Here is a 16,083-nt window from a genome sequence, read left to right as displayed (position 1 = left end):
TCCGCAAGGCTTCTTCCCCGCGTCTCGCTGTAGCTCCACCTCCCCCGAAAGGGTTTCGCAGCGAGGCCCGTTTCTCTCCACCCTCATCGCCCGGCCCCGGGCCTTTGTTTTGGTTTTGAAATAAGCAGCATGAAACGATTCATCATCCCCGCCCTCACCCTGGCGCTAGGCGCGGCTGGCTTCCTCCAGTCGCAGCTTCAGGCCGCCGATGCGAAAAAGTCCATCGTCATGATTGCCGGCAAGCCGTCCCACGGTCCCGGCCAGCATGAGCACAATGCCGGCGTGCAGCTCCTGGCCAAGTGCCTGAAGGAGAGCGGCCTGCCCGTGGAGCCCACCGTGCTCCTGAATGGCCAGTGGCCCACCCCCGAGGTTCTCGCGAAGGCGGACGCCATCCTCATCTACTCGGACGGAGGTGGCGGACACCCAGCGCTGCAGGAGAACCGCCTGGAACAGCTCGACAAGGAGATGAAGCGCGGCGCGGGTTTCGTGTGCCTGCACTACGCCGTGGAGCCCACCCTCCAGAAGGGGAACAACGAATTCATCGACTGGCTCGGCGGCGCCTTTGAAGTGAACTGGAGCGTGAACCCGCACTGGGACGCGAACTTCAAGGAACTGCCGAAGCACCCCATCAGCAGCGGCGTGAAGCCCTTCTCCACGAATGACGAGTGGTACTTCCACATGCGCTTCCGCCGGAACATGGAAGGCGTGACGCCCATCCTGAGCGATGTGCCCCCGGACAGCACCATGAGCCGGAAAGACGGCGACCACAGCGGCAATCCGGATGTGCGTGCGGAAGTTGCCGCGAAGAAGCCCCAGCATGTCGCGTGGGCCGTGGAACGTGAGGGTGGCGGACGTGGCTTCGGTTTCACCGGTGGCCACTTCCACAAGGGGTGGGGAAATGACGACCAGCGCAAGCTGGTGCTCAATGCCATCGCCTGGGCGGCCAAGGCTGACGTACCTGCCGAAGGTGTGGCCTCCAAGGTGACCGAGGATGACCTCAAGGCCAATCTGGATCCGAAGCCCGGACAGGGCCTTCCCGAGAAGCCCAAGGCTCCTGCCGCTACTCCCGCTCCCGCCGCGCCTGCCAAGCAGGCTGCGGCCCCGGAGGGCGGTGCGAAGCCGCTCTTCAAAAAGGAAATCAGCAAGGCGACCGGTGTGAGCGAGATCAAGGTGGATCTCGCCGGTGCGAAGGAACTCTACCTCGTGGTGCACGAGGGTGAGGACGGCATCGCCTGCGACTGGGTGGACTGGATCGAGCCCACCCTGGTGATGGAAGACGGCACCCGCACGAAGCTCTCGGATGTGAAGATGAAGCAGGCCACCAGCGGCTGGGGCGGCGTGGTGATCAATCGCAACACCGGTGGCGGCGACATGGCCGTGGAAGGTTACACGCCGAAGAGCAAGTCCGGCCGCCTGTTGGGCATCGGCACGCACTCGAATTCAGTCATCGCTTTCGACCTTCCTGCCGGGGTGAAGTCGCTGGAGACCTCCATCGGGCTCGATGCCGGTGGCACAAAGCAGACCCAGAATAACAAGGCCGTGGCCATGGTGTTTACCTCCGCTCCTGCCCCCGCGCTCGTGCAGGCGGGCTCCAGTGGTGGAGGCAAGCCTCATGGATTCGCCGAGGCCAAGGAACAGATGGATGGATTCACCACGCCGAAGGGACTGAAGGCCACGCTCTTCGCCGCGGAACCGATGGTGCAGAATCCGACCAATCTGGACATCGATCCCAAGGGCCGCGTGTGGATTGCCGAGAGTGTGAACTACCGCTCCTCCATGAAGGCCTGGGGCATCCTGCGCCCGGAAGGTGATCGCGTGGTCATCGTGGAAGACACCAATGGCGACGGCGAAGCGGACAAGGAAACCACCTTCTACCAGAGCAAGGATGTGACGAATGCGCTCGGCGTCTGCGTACTGCCGAATCCTTCCGGCAAGGGCACGCATGTGCTGCTCAGCGCCTCCCCGAACCTCTGGCTGCTGACGGATGCGGATGGCGATGACAAGGCGGAGAAGGCCGATATCATCCTGAAGGTGGGTGGCAACTTCGACCACGATCACAACCTCCACGCTGTTGTCTTCGGGCCGGATGGGAAATTCTATTTCAACTTCGGCAATGAAGGCCGCAAGCTCCTGTATCCGGACGGCAGCGCGGTGGTGGACCTCATGGGCCGTGAAGTCGCCGACGCCGGCAAGCCCTACCGCCAGGGCATGATCTTCCGCTGCGATATCGATCTCAATGCAGCCAAGGTGAGCCACGTGGAGACACTCGCGCACAACTTCCGCAACAACTACGAAGTGTGCGTGGACTCCTTCGGCGCGGCGTGGCAGTCGGACAATGATGACGACGGCAACAAGGGCGTGCGCATCAATGCCATCCTCGACTACGGCAACTACGGCTACACCGATGAGCTGACTGGTGCCGGTTGGCGCACCGAGCGTACCAACATGGAGACCGAGATCCCGCTGCGTCACTGGTACCAGAATGACCCCGGCTCGATTCCGAACCTCCTGCAGACCGGCAGTGGATCACCGACCGGCATCCTCATCAATGAAGGCTCCGCGCTCGGGAAGCAGTTTGCAGGTGAGTTGATTCATTGCGATGCCGGTCCTCGTACCGTGCGCGCCTATCCTGTGAAGAAGACGGGTGCCGGATACACCGCGGAGATGGTGGACATCCTCACCACGAATGACACGTGGTACCGCCCCTCGGATGTGAATATCGCTCCAGATGGCTCACTCTTCGTGGCAGACTGGTATGACCCGGGTGTGGGCGGTCACAACATGGGTGACAACATTGCTGGCGAGATCCGCGGTCGCATCTATCGCGTGGCTCCGGAAGGCCTGGCATGGAAGGCAGCGACGCCCGACTTCAACAGTGTCGCAGGTTGCATCGAAGCCCTGAAATCCCCGAACGGTAGCACACGCTACGTCGCCTGGAACAAGCTCTATGAGATGCTCCAAGGTCCCGCCTTCACCAAGACGGTGACGAAGGACAAGGACGGCAACGAAAGCGTCAGCATGAAGATCGACTCCGCAAAGGGAGCCGTGAGCGATGCGGAGAAGGCGCTGCAACTGCTGTACACGAACGGCACCTCTCGCCAGCGAGCTCGTGCGTTGCACCTGCTTATCCGCATTCCTGGCAAGGCACGTCAGTATCTCGATCCGGCGCTGAAAGATGGCGATGCGGACATCCGCGCCACTGCGGTGCGTGAACTGCGCCTCGCCTCCATTCTGGTGAATGCCGATGCGCCGAAGAGCAATGTGACTGGAACATTCCCGCACATCTTCAAGAGCGGAGAGAACGCGGCGGATGTACTCGGTGCACTCGTCGCAGGCGAATCGAACAAGCAGGTGCTGCGCGAGTACGCCATCACCCTGCGCGTGGTGGAACCGCCGCAACCTTCCACGAGCACGCACATCGAGAAGGAGAATCCCGCCAACGGCAAGCCCGGCAAGGTGGAGATCGTGGATGCCGCTCCGGTGGACAAGGCGCTTGCCGTGTGGGTCGCACTCGCGAAGAAGCACGATGGCAATGATCGCTGGTACGTGGAAGCGCTCGGGATCGGTGCCATTGGTCGCGAAGACGCCTGCCTCAAGGCTTGGCTGGATTCCGTGGGCAAGGACGGCTGGAACGGTCCTGCCGGTCGCGACATCATCTGGCGCACACGCAGCAGCGTGAGCTCCCAATTTCTCGCCGCCCTGCTGACGAATGCGAAGTCGGAGGAAGCCACCCTGCCGCGCTACCTGCGTGCGTTTGATTTCATTCCGGCCAGTGAAGAGAAGAATGTCGCGCTGTTGAAGGTCGCGACGGGCAATGAGAAGCGCATTGCCCTTGCCGGTGAAGCGCTCAAGCGCCTCCGCAACACGCCTTACAAGGACAAGCCGGAAGTGCAGGCCGCGCTGGACAGCGTTCTCACCTCCGCGAAGGGCACACCCACCTACATTGAAATGGTGGAGGACTTCGGCATCACCGGGAAGAATGCGGAACTGCTCGAAGCCGCGCTGAAGGACATCAAGGACCCACGCGCGCAAGACGCGGTGAAGCTCCTGCTCAAGCAGCCCGAAGGACGCAAGCTCCTGGGCGATACGCTGGCTGGCAAGGACGCGGAGAGTCTCATTGCTCTGCTCGGCGCAAGCGGTGACAAGGGCGCCGTGAAATTGCTCAGCGACATCCTCACCGACACGAAGCGTGAGGCCCCCGTGCGCAGCGGTGCCGTGAAGGCCCTCTCCTTGAGCGTGCCTGGCGCCACGGCGCTGGTGGAGATGTCCGAAGGCGGCAAGTTCCCCGAGGACATGAAGGCGAATGCCGGCACGGCCCTCAGCATGGTGCAGTATCCCGGCATCAGCGAGCGCGTGTCCAAGGCCTTCCCCACACCGCAGGTGGCCGGTGGCCAGGCGCTGCCATCCATCGCGGAACTCGTGAAGCTCAAGGGCAATGCCGCCAAAGGCAAGGAAGTCTTCGCCAGGGCGCAGAGCTCTTGCACCCTGTGCCACCGCGCCGGTGATGTCGGTGTGGACTTTGGCCCCGGACTCGGTGAGATCGGTTCCAAGCTCGGCAAGGAAGTGCTGTTCGAGGCCATCCTCAATCCGAATGCCGGCGTGAGCATGGGCTTTGAAACGTGGAGCATCACCTTGAAGAACGGTCAGAGTGCCATGGGCATCATTCGCAGCGAGACGAATGATCAACTCGTGCTCGCTTTGCCTGGCGGCGTGGCGAACACGTTTGAAAAGCGTCTCATCGACAAGCGCGACAAGCTCCCCATGTCCATGATGCCCACCGGCCTGCAGGCGCTGTTCTCCCAGGATGATTTGGTGAACTTGGTGGAATACCTCTCCAGTTTGAAGGCGAAGACGGTGAAGAAGTAGGTGTAGCAGATTGCCAGGCGAAACGCTCCACCTTTGTATTCTTTACAGTGGCTCACGCAATCCGTTGCGTGGGCCATTTTTGTGGGAAAGACAAAGTGGATTGTGCGAGAGCTTCTGAGATCAGGTATTAAAATTGCAGCCTGAAGGGCTGCAGGCGAAGCGCATGAACGTCAGGTTAAGGATACGGAACGGTGCCGAAGGCCTCGGACTGCGTGCAGCCCTGCTGCCGCTTTCCTAAAGTGCAGCCTGCTGCACGCTCCACTGCGACGAAGTCGCCAAACACTTTCTGGACACATCACTCTACGAGCGAGTGTCACCATCGCCACAGCAGGCTGTGGACTCTTCAAAGCGGCAGCAGGGCTGCACGCAGTCCAAGGACGCTGCGCGTCACAGTATCCAGATCAATCGTGTGTATTCCGTTCTCTTCGGATATCACACGCGATATCACCCCTTCATTACCCCCGTCAAATCCACCTCCCGCCACACTTCACCCGATGATCCGGCGTGCATGCGCAGGCTCACTTGTTCTCCCTGCACCTGCACCATGGCGAAGCCGGGCAGATCCGCATAGGCAAACTGGCTCACCCACGGACGCTCGGCATCATACACTGCGCGGCGCTGGGGTTCCGTTTCCGGTGAATGCTTGGGCTCTACTTTGATCTGGTCAGCGGTGTATTCCTGCGCGCCGAGTTCATCCTTGGCCTTCACCGCACCCGGTGAGATGACACTGCTTACGGCCACTTGTACAAATCGGCCGCCGCCTTCTGTGCGGCGTTGCAGGGTGCTGTACTTGTGAATGTGCCCGCCGAGCACCATCGCTTCACGGCGACCCAGCAGGGTGAGCAACTTTTCGCGACTGCTCTTGTCTTTCGCATAGAGATTCCAGGTGGCCCTCGCGCCATAGGGCACCACGGGAGGATGGATGATCACAAACACATGCCGGCGGGTGCACGTGGTGAGTGTCGCCTCCAGCCAGTCGAGGCTCTTCTTGGAATAGGCGTCAAAGAACAGGAAGTGTGCGTTGCCCTTTGTGATGGTGTAGCAGGCGTGTTCGGGGTCGAGCTTTCCTCCGAATGGCGCGGCAGTGTCATTCAAGAAGGGATGAAACACCTCGCGAAAGGCTTCTTCGGATCCGGGGCCGGTCACATCATGGTTTCCCTTCGTGAAGAGGAAGGGCGCACCGAGAGCTGCTTCTTTCACAAACGCCAGCGACTCCTGATTCTGCTTTTGCGCGAGTGCGTCGCTGCCGCACAGACCTTCCACCAGATCTCCGACTTGAATCACCAGAGGTGCCTTGTCCGTCGCGACCTGTTGCTTCACGGCGGAGAAGAGCTTGGGCATGACCTCCTTCGTCAGCTCGCTGTAGCGCAGGATCTGCGGATGATCCGGTTTTCCGCTGGCAGCGAGCCACTGGAAGTCATGATGCTCCAACCGATCAAAGTGGAGATCCCCCAAGAGCGCAAAGGTGAAGTCTACCTGCTCATCTTCCGCTCCCTTCGCAACAGACATCCCCATGGCGCCCGCAGCCACGCCGACAGCGCTGCGAAGGAGGTGTCGGCGTGTCCAGCGATGCTCTGAGGTGAGATGATCTGCGTGCATGCGTTAGGAACGCGTTTGTACCTCGAACATTGCAAGATGACGCTGATGTCACTCTCAGACGGGGACGGCTGGTCTAGCGGGGCACCAGGCGAGTGCCTGACATCCAGTCGTGCAGCCCGCGCCCAGGGCGGAGAGTGGCCCATACGGCTGCGGCAATCCATAGCCCGAGGAGTGCGACGTACAGCCAGATCAGGACCGCAGGAGCGTCACCCTCGTGCTGGTGGGTGGCGCCGCACACCACGAGGAGCAGCACCAGGGGAACCCAGGCGATCGCTGAACGCCACAGAAGACGCAAGCGGCTGGCAGGCTCGCCGCGACGGTTTACCAGGGCGATGCCAAACATGCGGAGGCCTGCACTGGTGCCAAACAACGCCACGCACACGAGGTTCACTGCTGCGGCAAACACCACCGTCACCCCAGCGATGTAGAACAGAAGCCAGGGCTCGTGCGGCGCCATGCCAATCTTTCTCATCCCCTTACCAACGCCTGCCTCCGCCTTCTGATACTCGGCTTCGGTCACGTTGGGAAATTCTTGTACGGCAGACCGTGCCAGCTCCCGCTGCTCATCGGTGAACACCTCCGCAGTGATTTCATCAAAGTCAGGAGCTTCGATGAACTGCCGGTGCCATGCGACGAGCCGCGCGGCATCTTCCATCTTCGCTTTCGGCCGGCGCTTGGGCTCATGGTGCATGCCCTCATACGCGGTTAGCATGATGGGGAGCATCTTGTGCTCGGGATGGGCCGCCTGGAATTCGTGAATGGGGCGGCTGTTGTCCCACAAGGCAAGACCCAAGATACCCACACTCACCACCAGAAAGGCGGGCAGCAGCGCCATGGAAGCGAGTCGCCTGCGCAAGGTCACTGCGGATGGGCGGCTCATGAGGGATTGGAGATTTCCCAGCACAAAGCTCAGCCGATCCATGGCCCCGGAGGAAAGCTTGGCCAGGAAGTCCCTCGCGTACAGCGGTGTCGTGGCTGGATCCAACAGGCGCTGCGAAAGGGCGGACAAGAATCTCTCCGCATCCTCGGCGGTGGAAATCGTGTGGGGCACGTCATCTTCCTGTGCCATGACGCCATGCGCGTGGTCCTGCCAGGCGTCATCCAGAAGCACGGCGCGGCCATCAGCCGTCAGCCAGACATGAGCTAGCGAAATGGTGCGTGGCAGTGTGCCATCCCGCATGGCGGCATCCATCTCCTGGGCGAGATCATGCAGCCAGTGCCGCACCGTGCCCCATGACTGCGACTGCGGTGCCAGGTAGACAAGCGCGCGTCCCTGCGGTGCTTCATAGGCATCCCATCCTACCTCACCGGCTCGCACCCCTCCCAACCAGCGGAGGCGGGCAGCGCGGCTGGCATGCCGGCGGGCTTCATTGACTGGCGGTGCCGTGTCATCGCAGAGCCGGATCCAGACACGGCGGCGCAGCACATCATCATAACCCTCCACGAAGGCACTCGTGCTGGAGCGCACTCCGCTGACGAGATAGGGCCCGAGGCGCTCACCGCCTTGTGCGCTACCACCTTCCTCCATGACCGTGAGACGGGGCCGTACGGATGTTTTTGGCCGCACCACCACGCGCGTGCCGCTGATGAGATCGTGCACCGCGGCGTAGCCATTGGAGCGTCGCATGGTCACCAGGAGGAGCAGCCAGAGCGGCGTGAGCACCCAGTACCATATGGGGTTCCATGGTTCATCCACCGAGGCCCGGTATTCCTCCGCAGTCATGGTGAAGCTGATGATCAGGTAGCCGAGATTCAATGCCAGGACCCAGAAGAGCGCCCGCACGAAGGCGCGGGGCATGCCGGGCACCGCGCCATCCAGCCGCACGACGCGCAGTCCGCACAAGGCCTTGCCCAGCGAAGTGCCCCAGATGCCCTCCGTGATGGTGTAGTACAAGAGGTACACCGCCATGAACCCGAGAAGCAGGGCGAAGGACGCGACACTGCGCTCAGAGAGGAAGTAGTCAAAAGCCTCCCACCCCATCCAGATTCCCATGAGCATCTCGGGAACCATGATGAGCGCTTCATTCACGAAGCCACCGACGAAGCGCAGTCCCAATGGCGCCGGCTGCAACACCTGCGAGCTGAAAGGCAGCAACGCCTCGCGCAGAGCAGCATGCGTGGCGTAGCGGTCCTCGCGCTTCTTCGCCAGGCAGCGCATGATCACCTGCGAAAGGTCTGCCGGCAGATCCGCGCGGAGTTCCAGCGGTGGCTTCGCAGTGGTGTCCAGCACGCGTGTCACCACGTGGATGACATTGTCCCCTTCAAATGGCACACGCCCCGTGAGCATGGCATAGAGCGTGGCGCCCACGGAGTAGATGTCTGCGCGCGCATCCAGCTCATCTCCACGCAACTGCTCTGGTGGCGCGAAGGACGGCGTGCCCAGCATCATGCCGCTGGTGGTGAGTTTCGTATCCGTGTGCGCGAGCGTGGAGACGGAAAGGCCGAAGTCACCCACCTTCACCGTGCCCTCGGGCGTGAGGAAGCAGTTCGCGGGCTTCACATCACGGTGTAGTACACCGGCCGTGTGCGCCGCCTCGAGTCCATCGATGACCTGCAGCACGGCATCCACCGCCTCGCGCACGGGCAGGGGACCGCGCCGTTTCAGCTCATCCTTCAGCGTGCCACCGCCGGCCAGTTCCATCACGATGACCGGCGCGCCTTCAACCTCCTCGGTGCCGAAGATGTAGACCGTGTTCGGATGGCTCACCGAAGCGGCGAGTCTTCCTTCGCGGAGGAAGCGCTGGCGCATCTCTGCGGAGTCCGGGGTATGGCCCAGGACCTTCAGCGCGACACGCCTGCCGGTGGCGCGTTGTTCCGCCTCATACACCGCGCCCATGCCACCGCGCCCCAGCAGGCGCAGCACGTGATAGCCGCCGAAATCACAAGGCAGATGCTGTAGCAGGGATTCCGCAGTTTGCCGGGGGACGGGGGAGGGCTGGGTGACATCCATCGCGCGGGCCGCCTGGCTCATGAGGCAGGCGGGGCAGAGGGCATCAGGAGCAGCAGCATCCGCGGGAAGCGGTGCGCCGCATTCAGGACAGGTCTTCGAGGGCGTCATGGTGAATGGCCGATGGATTCACGCACTTCCTGAAGGAACCGGTCACGCGGGTTACAGAAAAAGAATCACGAAGGTGGATTCGCCAGCACTCATGCGTGCCGCAGCACCGCCACCAGATGCCGCATCTCCGCATCGACCTCTGCTGGTGACATGACGGTCTGCGAGATCTCCTCACGCAGAATATCACGATACCGCTGGCGGAGTCGATGCACCGCCACTTTTACCGCTCCCTCGGTCATGCCGAGGGAAGTCGCGAGATCTGCGGGCGCGGGGTTCGCGTTGCCGAGTGTGGCTTTGAGCACGACGAAGCGCTCGCGCTCGCCCTTCGCCTCAAACTCGGCCTGGAGTTTCACCATGGATTTTTCCAGCAGTTGCAGGGCCCACCGCCGGTCATAGAGCACTTCCGCGTCCAGGGAGAGGGCATCCGAGGGCTCCAGGGCAAAGCGTGACTCTGCGTCCAGCGCATCCCATTCCAGCATCACGTGTCCGCCACCGCGCTTCTTCGCCGTGGAGCGGTGCCAGTCATTGGCCAGGAAATGCTTGAGCGCACCCAGCAGGTACGAGCGGAATTTGCCGCGTGAAGGATCCACGCCGCTAATTTGCCGCTCCAGGAGATCCGCAAAGAAGGCCTGTGTGAGATCCTGTGCATCATGCGGCGCATGGCCCCGACGCCGCACGAAGGCGTAGAGCGGATACCAGTAGTCACGGCAGAGCGCAGCGAGAGCCGAGTGCATGCGGGTGGCGTCGGACTCGCGTTGCGCATCCAGCACCATGCTCCAGCGCGTGGTGTGAAATTCTCTCGCGCCCGGAGCAATGGACTCATCCATGCCGAGCACTCAGCCGCAGCACATGCCCGGCGTCAATGCCACACTGATGTGATGCCGCGTCGCAAAATGCGCATGCATAGTTGGAGGGTAGGAAAACCCGCCGACCGATGTCCGGTCAGGAGACGCGACTTCCTGGAGCACTAATTCCCCGGTGGTGGCGTGGGTTTCTCTTCCGGCGGGGCCGTCTGGGATGGCTTTGGCTTTTCGAGGCCCAGCTCATGTTCCGCACGCTTGCGAATGGCTTCCTGCGGGGGATTCAGATCCAGCGCACGCTGCCAGTATTCCTTCGCCTTGTCTGCGTTGCCCAGCTTCTGGTGCGTTTGTGCGATGTGGTCGAGGATCTCGCCGTCTTCAGGCGTCCACTTCTCCATGAGCTTCTCCGCCCGTTCCAGTTCGGTGAGCGCCTGCTGGTACTTGCCTTGTCTGAAGTAGAGCCAGCCCAGCGAATCGATGAAGGCAGGCTCGTCAGGGCGCAGTTCGTTGGCTTTGCGGATGAGCGTCTCCGCCTTGTCCAGGTGCTTGTCCTGCTCCACCCACATGTAGCCCCAGTAGTTCATGGTGGAAGCGGCACTGGGAGGATTGTCCGGTGGCGTGAGATCCACGCTCTTTTCAAAGGCCTTCGCTGCCGCATCGTACTGACCGCTACGCTCCAGCGCGGCTCCCCAGGAGAAGTGGTAGCCCGCATCATTCAGCAGATCCGGAAAGCGGGTCTCCGCGAGCTTCGTCGTCTCCTCAAACATCTTTGCGGCATCCGCGTGCTTCTTCACGGAGTTCAGCGCCCGTGCGCGCAGGTAGGTCACCTGGGGTTCACCGGGATAGAGCTGCTGCGCTCGTGCACTGAAGCGCTCAAAACGTTCATCGTCGCCGGTGGTCTCCAGGTAGCGACCGGTGTTCAAATAATCCTGTACGTCGCCCCCTCCGACCTGCAAGGCAGCCTCAAGTTGCTCCGCCGCTTTCCTGGCAAACTCCACACGCTCCTCGCCGTAGGCGGTGCGGTGGCGCTGCTCATACTTGCTGGCCAGCAGCCGGCGATGCTCCACATCCATGGGATAGGCCGCGACGAGATCTTCCAGAGCCTTCAGCGTGTCATCCGGGCGCTCCAGCGCATCATAGAGCCGGACGAGACGCTTGCGCGCGTCCAGGCTGCCGTTGCGCTGCACGACCCATTCACAGATGACCGCCGCGCGATCGAGCTGATTGCTGAAGAGGTAATAATCCGCAATCCACAACTCTGCTGCTTCATCCTTGGCTTCACGCGCGCGCAGCATCGCCTTGTCGAAGAAGACATTCACCCGTGTGAGATGCTCCGCGCGCTGCTCGGTGTCTGCGAGAGGCCACACTTCCTGTGCAGCACGGCCGAGGCGCAGCCAGTACTCCGCATCGGTCACGGTCTGCTTGGCGCCGCGCTCGAGGGCTTCCGCGGCTTTGGCGCGTTCCTTTTGGGAAAGGTGGAACTGCACGGCGTTCTCATACGCCTCGGCGTTTTGGGGAAAGCGGTTCAGGGCTTCCGCGGCTGCGGTTGCCGCACGCGGCAGGAGGCCGGCTTCCGCGCTGGCGTGGGTCAGGGCGAAGTTCGTGAAGTTCACGTACGGCTGCGCGGAGGTGGGCGAGGCCTTCATGGCGTCCTCCAGCAGCTTCACCGCGGCGTCCATGCCCCTGTAGTTCAGGGCCATTTCCGCGATGTGTGCCACCAAGTCCGGCTCTGCGCCGCCCTTTTCCAGAAAGGCGAGATAGTGGCCCAGCGCCTCGCGCATCCGGCCCTCGTCCTCCAGCATGCGCGCGCTCAGGTAGTGGGCGTGTGCCTGGGCGAGCCGTTCCCGGGGCTGTTGCAGGATGAGGTCCGCGCCCGCCATGTCACTGGATGACTGCACATCCGCCCGTGCAGGAGCGCCTGATACTGAGGCAGTTTGGAGCAGCAGGCCAAGGGTGAAGCCAGTGCCAATCCAGCGGGGGAGGCGGGAACCGGGAAGAGAACGGGCGTGCATCTTCATCGAGGGCATGAGGACTCTGACAGCAATGTCACACGGAATGTGCCACGAAATGTTTTCCATAGCGAGCCTGTTTCGCCCGCGTCTTGAATGAATATTAGGGCGAAGGATCGGCAAAACTCGCGCAAGTTGCCGCCCCTGATTCCATGGAGGCCGCAAGCAGATTGCCCACTACCACCGTAGGTCGTACGGCTGCCATGGGCTTTGTCGACGCCCCTGAGGCCGCGCATGGCGGCATCGTGGGGCTCGGTGCGGAGTTGTGGATGACCCGCACGTTTCAGATGCCGGATATCTTCGTGAGCGAATGTCAGGAGGGCGGCCCACGGGTATCCTCACCAGGCAGGTCCTCGCGTGGATCCGTCTCATGGAATAGTGCGAACGGGTTTCCCATTACCCCGGCGGATGATGCTTCGGCGTCTGCATGGCAATTGGCCATCACGCAGTGCTCGGCAATCGTCTCCCGGTGGCTGGCGAAGTTCGGTCTTGAGGGCCCGGATGGCAGCGCCTTTTTTTATGAAGAAAGTTCCGCCACCCTGGTGGTGAAAACGACGTCTGCCTACATGGCGCTTCTGGAGCCGGTGTTTGACGCCTACAAGAGGAAGGCTCCCCAGATGCTTCTCTTCGAGCTGGAGGTGCTGGAGGCGGATGCGGATTTGATTCGTTTGTGTCTCTCAGAGACGCGCAACTGCAAGGATCACACGGAAGCTTTCCTCAGCCTGCGGGATCTGACGGAGTTGGGCGAGGTGAAATGTGTGCGGCAGATGCGGCTGGAAACACGCCCCGGACAGTGTGCCGTCTCGGAATCGGATTTTGATGACATCGCCGGATTCCCGCAGATGAACGGTTCATCCCTCGCCGGAGGGACGCGTCTCGTCGTGGAGGCCGATGTCGATCCCGATGAAACGGACCTGGATCTGAAGATCGACTTCAGCTTCCAATGCAGCCCCGAGGGTGCCAACGGCGCCACGGCAGACAAGGACCGGCGCGCCCGGCTGGTCACCACCACCATGATGGGTGCCGGTACCACGCGGATACTCTCGGTCTGGACATGTCCACCCAGCCATTGCCACTGTCATGGGAATGGCAACGGCAACGGGAGCAGTCATGGTGCTGCAGGTGCCGCCAGCCGGATGCAGGCCGCATTCCTTCGTGCGGACATGGTACCTGCGCTCCCCCTCGAAAATGCCAGGCTCGCCGGAATCATTGAGCACCATCTGTCCGAGCCGTTGCCTTCGAGCTCGCATGCGCGCGTGGCGGAAAGTCCGGATGCGAAGCACCGCATGGAGGTGAGCATCATCCGTGTGAAGCCGGACTTCAGCCCCTCGCGCACTGGCTTCACCTCCTCGGCGGTCATGGAGGTGCTCAAGCATAAGGGGATCTCATTTCCCCAAGGCGCGAGGGCGGACCTGATTCCCGCGGTGTCCCTGTTGGTCGCCAGGAACACTCCCAGAAACCTGGATGCCATGCAGCACTTCATGGAGGGCATGAAAGCCACCCACGCAAAGGTGGCCAATGTCACCATGGAGATCGTGGAAGGTGATGTGGTGCTGATGCGCGACATTTTGGATCGATCACGGAGTGTGGCGGACCATCGAGCCGTCTGGGAACAGGTGGAGGCACTGGCGATCGAGGGCCGCATGAAGCTCCTGCGCACCGTGCGCCTGGAGGTGCAGCACGGCGAGAAAGGGTGGTTCGCCGCAGGCAGGGCTGGTGCGAACGCAGGGAACCGGACCGAAGTGCTCCAGGAAACCAGCGGACGCACCGCAGCAAGCTCCGTGCGCGTCGGCACAATCGGCAAAGGTGCGACGATCTTGGCAAAGCGGAATGGTGCCCCAAGTTCAAGATTCACCGCGCCAGCTCGCCTTGTCGGGACCTGGCTGGCTGGAAGTGTCTCCCACCGTCAGCGGGCCCCACATGGATGTGGAGCTGGAAATGGAGCATCACTACGCGCCTGCACTGGATCACAGGGTCATAAGCGGAGACACCGGATATCGGGGCGATGGCGAACCTGCGCGTGCCAGCTGCCGGAAATTCCGCTGCCGCTCCTCAATCACGGCGAGGCAGGGCATGGTCCGGCTCGTGGGGGTTTGGACACCAGACGAGAGCAGGCTGGAATCGGCGCGCTCCGTCATGCAGGCAGCGTTCCTCCGCGTCGATCTCGCTTGGGCGAAGGCGAGGCACCGGTCCTGAAGTTCCTGCTTCTCTGGAACGAGGGGAGGACTTGCGAAAATTCCGTTTTTTCCACGGATGCACGGCTGGAAATCTCTCGACTGAGGAGCCAGATCTTCGCTATAACGCAGGCTTGGAAACCACAGCGGGGTTGTTGATGATTCTTCGCCGCGCCTTCAGCACAGACAATCCCCATGCCCATGAACTTCCAGCGCGTTGTGGCGCCCGCGACGATGACGATGGCAGCCGCTTGTGCGCTGCTAACCGTCGGCGCGGTTCAAGCAGCAGATCAGGAACCACCCAAGACACCGACGTCGATATCTTATGAAGCGGATGTGGCATTCCTGCTGAAGGAATTCGAAACGCAAGCGGGCCGGCTTCTGAAAGTGAAGGGCGTGGACTGGGACGCAGTAAAGGTGGAGTTCACCGAAGCCGCGAAGAACGTAAAGACCGATGAGGAGCACCTGAAGCTCGTGATGCGCCTGACGGGAAAACTCAGGGACGGGCATGCAGGCCTCCGCAACTCAAAGGTGAAGTGGCCGGATGAATCACAGGGCAGGAAGTATTCTGGTCCGGGTGTCCTGCTGCTGGTGAGCGAAGGCAAGGTGTACGTGAGCGCGGCTTATGATCGCGTGGCCGAACAGGGCATGGGACCCGGCACGGAAGTGGTGAAAATTGATGGCGTGCCTGTGCTGGAGTGGCTCCGCAAGCGCGCGAAGGAAAAGCAAGATGAAGGCAGCGGTTATTCCACGGAGCATCAAGCACTCTATGCCGCCTGCCACTGGGGCCTGGCGGGATGGGATGGCTCAACCATCACCTTTGAGACGAAGGATGCCGCAACCGGCGAGACAAGGGAAGTGAAGCTGACCCGCAGTGGTGGTACGAACTACGTGCCCTCAGGCCGCCTGTACAATCCGGTGGATCGCAAGCGCGCGGGAAGACAAACTTACGGCAAGACCGCGGAAGGGTATGGCTACATTCACCTTCGCGATGTGCCGGGTGACTTGCCGCTGCAACTGGATCAAATGCTGAAGGACCTCGGTGACGTGCGCGGACTCATCCTCGATGTACGTGCCAATGGTGGTGGTGGGTGTGATCACGAGGCGGTCTTCGGTCGCTTCCTCGCCAGAGGCCAGACGTGGAAGCAATACACGAGTGCGGGTGATAACCCCTTCAGCGGTCCCATGGTGGTGATCGTGGATGCCGGCGTACGCTCCGCGGGAGAGACCATCGGCGGCATGTTCAAGGAAGACGGTCGCGCCTACATGATCGGTGATGCGCCCACTGCCGGCACGTCCTCCCAAAAATCAGAAGTAACCACCCCCAGTGGCCTCTTCACCATCCGCTTCTCTGTCTCGAGCAACAAGGGCCGGTTCAACGGCGGGCGAGGCATCGAAGGCATCGGCGTGCTGCCGCATGAGATCGTGTCAATGAAGGCAGATGATTTGCGGAAGAGAGAAGACACCGAAGTGAAACGCGCCGTGGAGCTGCTGCAGAAGGGATTTCCGAAGGGCGTGGTGGAGTATGGAGGGAAGTGGGAATAACGGCGTCCGATGCTTGTGACCTCAAGGGCCAT

7 protein-coding genes are annotated in these 16,083 nt (G+C 61.8%); 3 read left to right on the top strand and 4 right to left on the bottom strand.

Translation table 11 applies throughout. From position 1 onward, the window contains the following. The first annotated feature begins 129 nt into the window (after positions 1–129). On the top strand, positions 130–4,866 hold the full coding sequence (locus tag G5S37_RS29495; protein ID WP_165209721.1) for a PVC-type heme-binding CxxCH protein: 4,737 nt from the start codon (positions 130–132) through the stop codon (positions 4,864–4,866). Positions 4,867–5,310: 444 nt separating this feature from the next. Here the strand turns inward: G5S37_RS29495 and G5S37_RS29490 are convergent, their stop codons facing one another. From G5S37_RS29490 to G5S37_RS29475, 4 genes are all read right to left on the bottom strand, one after another. Then, positions 5,311–6,465 (bottom strand): metallophosphoesterase, encoded by a 1,155-nt coding sequence (locus G5S37_RS29490; protein WP_165209718.1) that lies wholly within the window; start codon positions 6,463–6,465, stop codon positions 5,311–5,313. 73 nt (positions 6,466–6,538) lie between these two features. Further along, positions 6,539–9,523 carry a protein kinase gene (locus G5S37_RS29485; RefSeq protein ID WP_165209715.1) on the bottom strand — a complete coding sequence of 995 codons (2,985 nt, stop codon included), beginning with the start codon at positions 9,521–9,523 and terminating at the stop codon, positions 6,539–6,541. 89 nt (positions 9,524–9,612) lie between these two features. Next, positions 9,613–10,350 carry a sigma-70 family RNA polymerase sigma factor gene (locus G5S37_RS29480; RefSeq protein WP_206026206.1) on the bottom strand — a complete coding sequence of 246 codons (738 nt, stop codon included), beginning with the start codon at positions 10,348–10,350 and terminating at the stop codon, positions 9,613–9,615. Between the two features lie 140 nt (positions 10,351–10,490). Continuing rightward, on the bottom strand, positions 10,491–12,335 hold the full coding sequence (locus G5S37_RS29475; protein ID WP_165209712.1) for a tetratricopeptide repeat protein: 1,845 nt from the start codon (positions 12,333–12,335) through the stop codon (positions 10,491–10,493). A 167-nt stretch (positions 12,336–12,502) separates the two neighbouring features. Here G5S37_RS29475 and G5S37_RS29470 point away from each other — a divergent pair, with 167 nt between their 5' ends. After that, positions 12,503–14,665 carry a hypothetical protein gene (locus G5S37_RS29470; protein WP_165209709.1) on the top strand — a complete coding sequence of 721 codons (2,163 nt, stop codon included), beginning with the start codon at positions 12,503–12,505 and terminating at the stop codon, positions 14,663–14,665. 36 nt (positions 14,666–14,701) lie between these two features. After that, positions 14,702–16,051 (top strand): S41 family peptidase, encoded by a 1,350-nt coding sequence (locus G5S37_RS29465; RefSeq protein WP_206026205.1) that lies wholly within the window; start codon positions 14,702–14,704, stop codon positions 16,049–16,051. Positions 16,052–16,083 lie beyond the last annotated feature (32 nt).

The sequence above is a fragment of the Roseimicrobium sp. ORNL1 genome, assembly GCF_011044495.1.
GTDB lineage: Bacteria > Verrucomicrobiota > Verrucomicrobiia > Verrucomicrobiales > Verrucomicrobiaceae > Roseimicrobium.
Note: the sequence above shows the minus strand (reverse complement) of the source record. Positions and strands in the feature narration are given on the sequence as shown.

What these genes read in the sequence shown, in the direction of transcription:
- G5S37_RS29495 (WP_165209721.1), top strand. Translation starts at nt 130, where the DNA reads ATGAAACGATTCATCATCCCCGCCCTCACCCTGGCGCTAGGCGCGGCT.
- G5S37_RS29490 (WP_165209718.1), bottom strand. Translation starts at nt 6,465, where the DNA reads ATGCACGCAGATCATCTCACCTCAGAGCATCGCTGGACACGCCGACAC.
- G5S37_RS29485 (WP_165209715.1), bottom strand. Translation starts at nt 9,523, where the DNA reads ATGACGCCCTCGAAGACCTGTCCTGAATGCGGCGCACCGCTTCCCGCG.
- G5S37_RS29475 (WP_165209712.1), bottom strand. Translation starts at nt 12,335, where the DNA reads ATGCACGCCCGTTCTCTTCCCGGTTCCCGCCTCCCCCGCTGGATTGGC.
- G5S37_RS29465 (WP_206026205.1), top strand. Translation starts at nt 14,702, where the DNA reads ATGCCCATGAACTTCCAGCGCGTTGTGGCGCCCGCGACGATGACGATG.
- G5S37_RS29480 (WP_206026206.1), bottom strand. Translation starts at nt 10,350, where the DNA reads ATGGATGAGTCCATTGCTCCGGGCGCGAGAGAATTTCACACCACGCGC.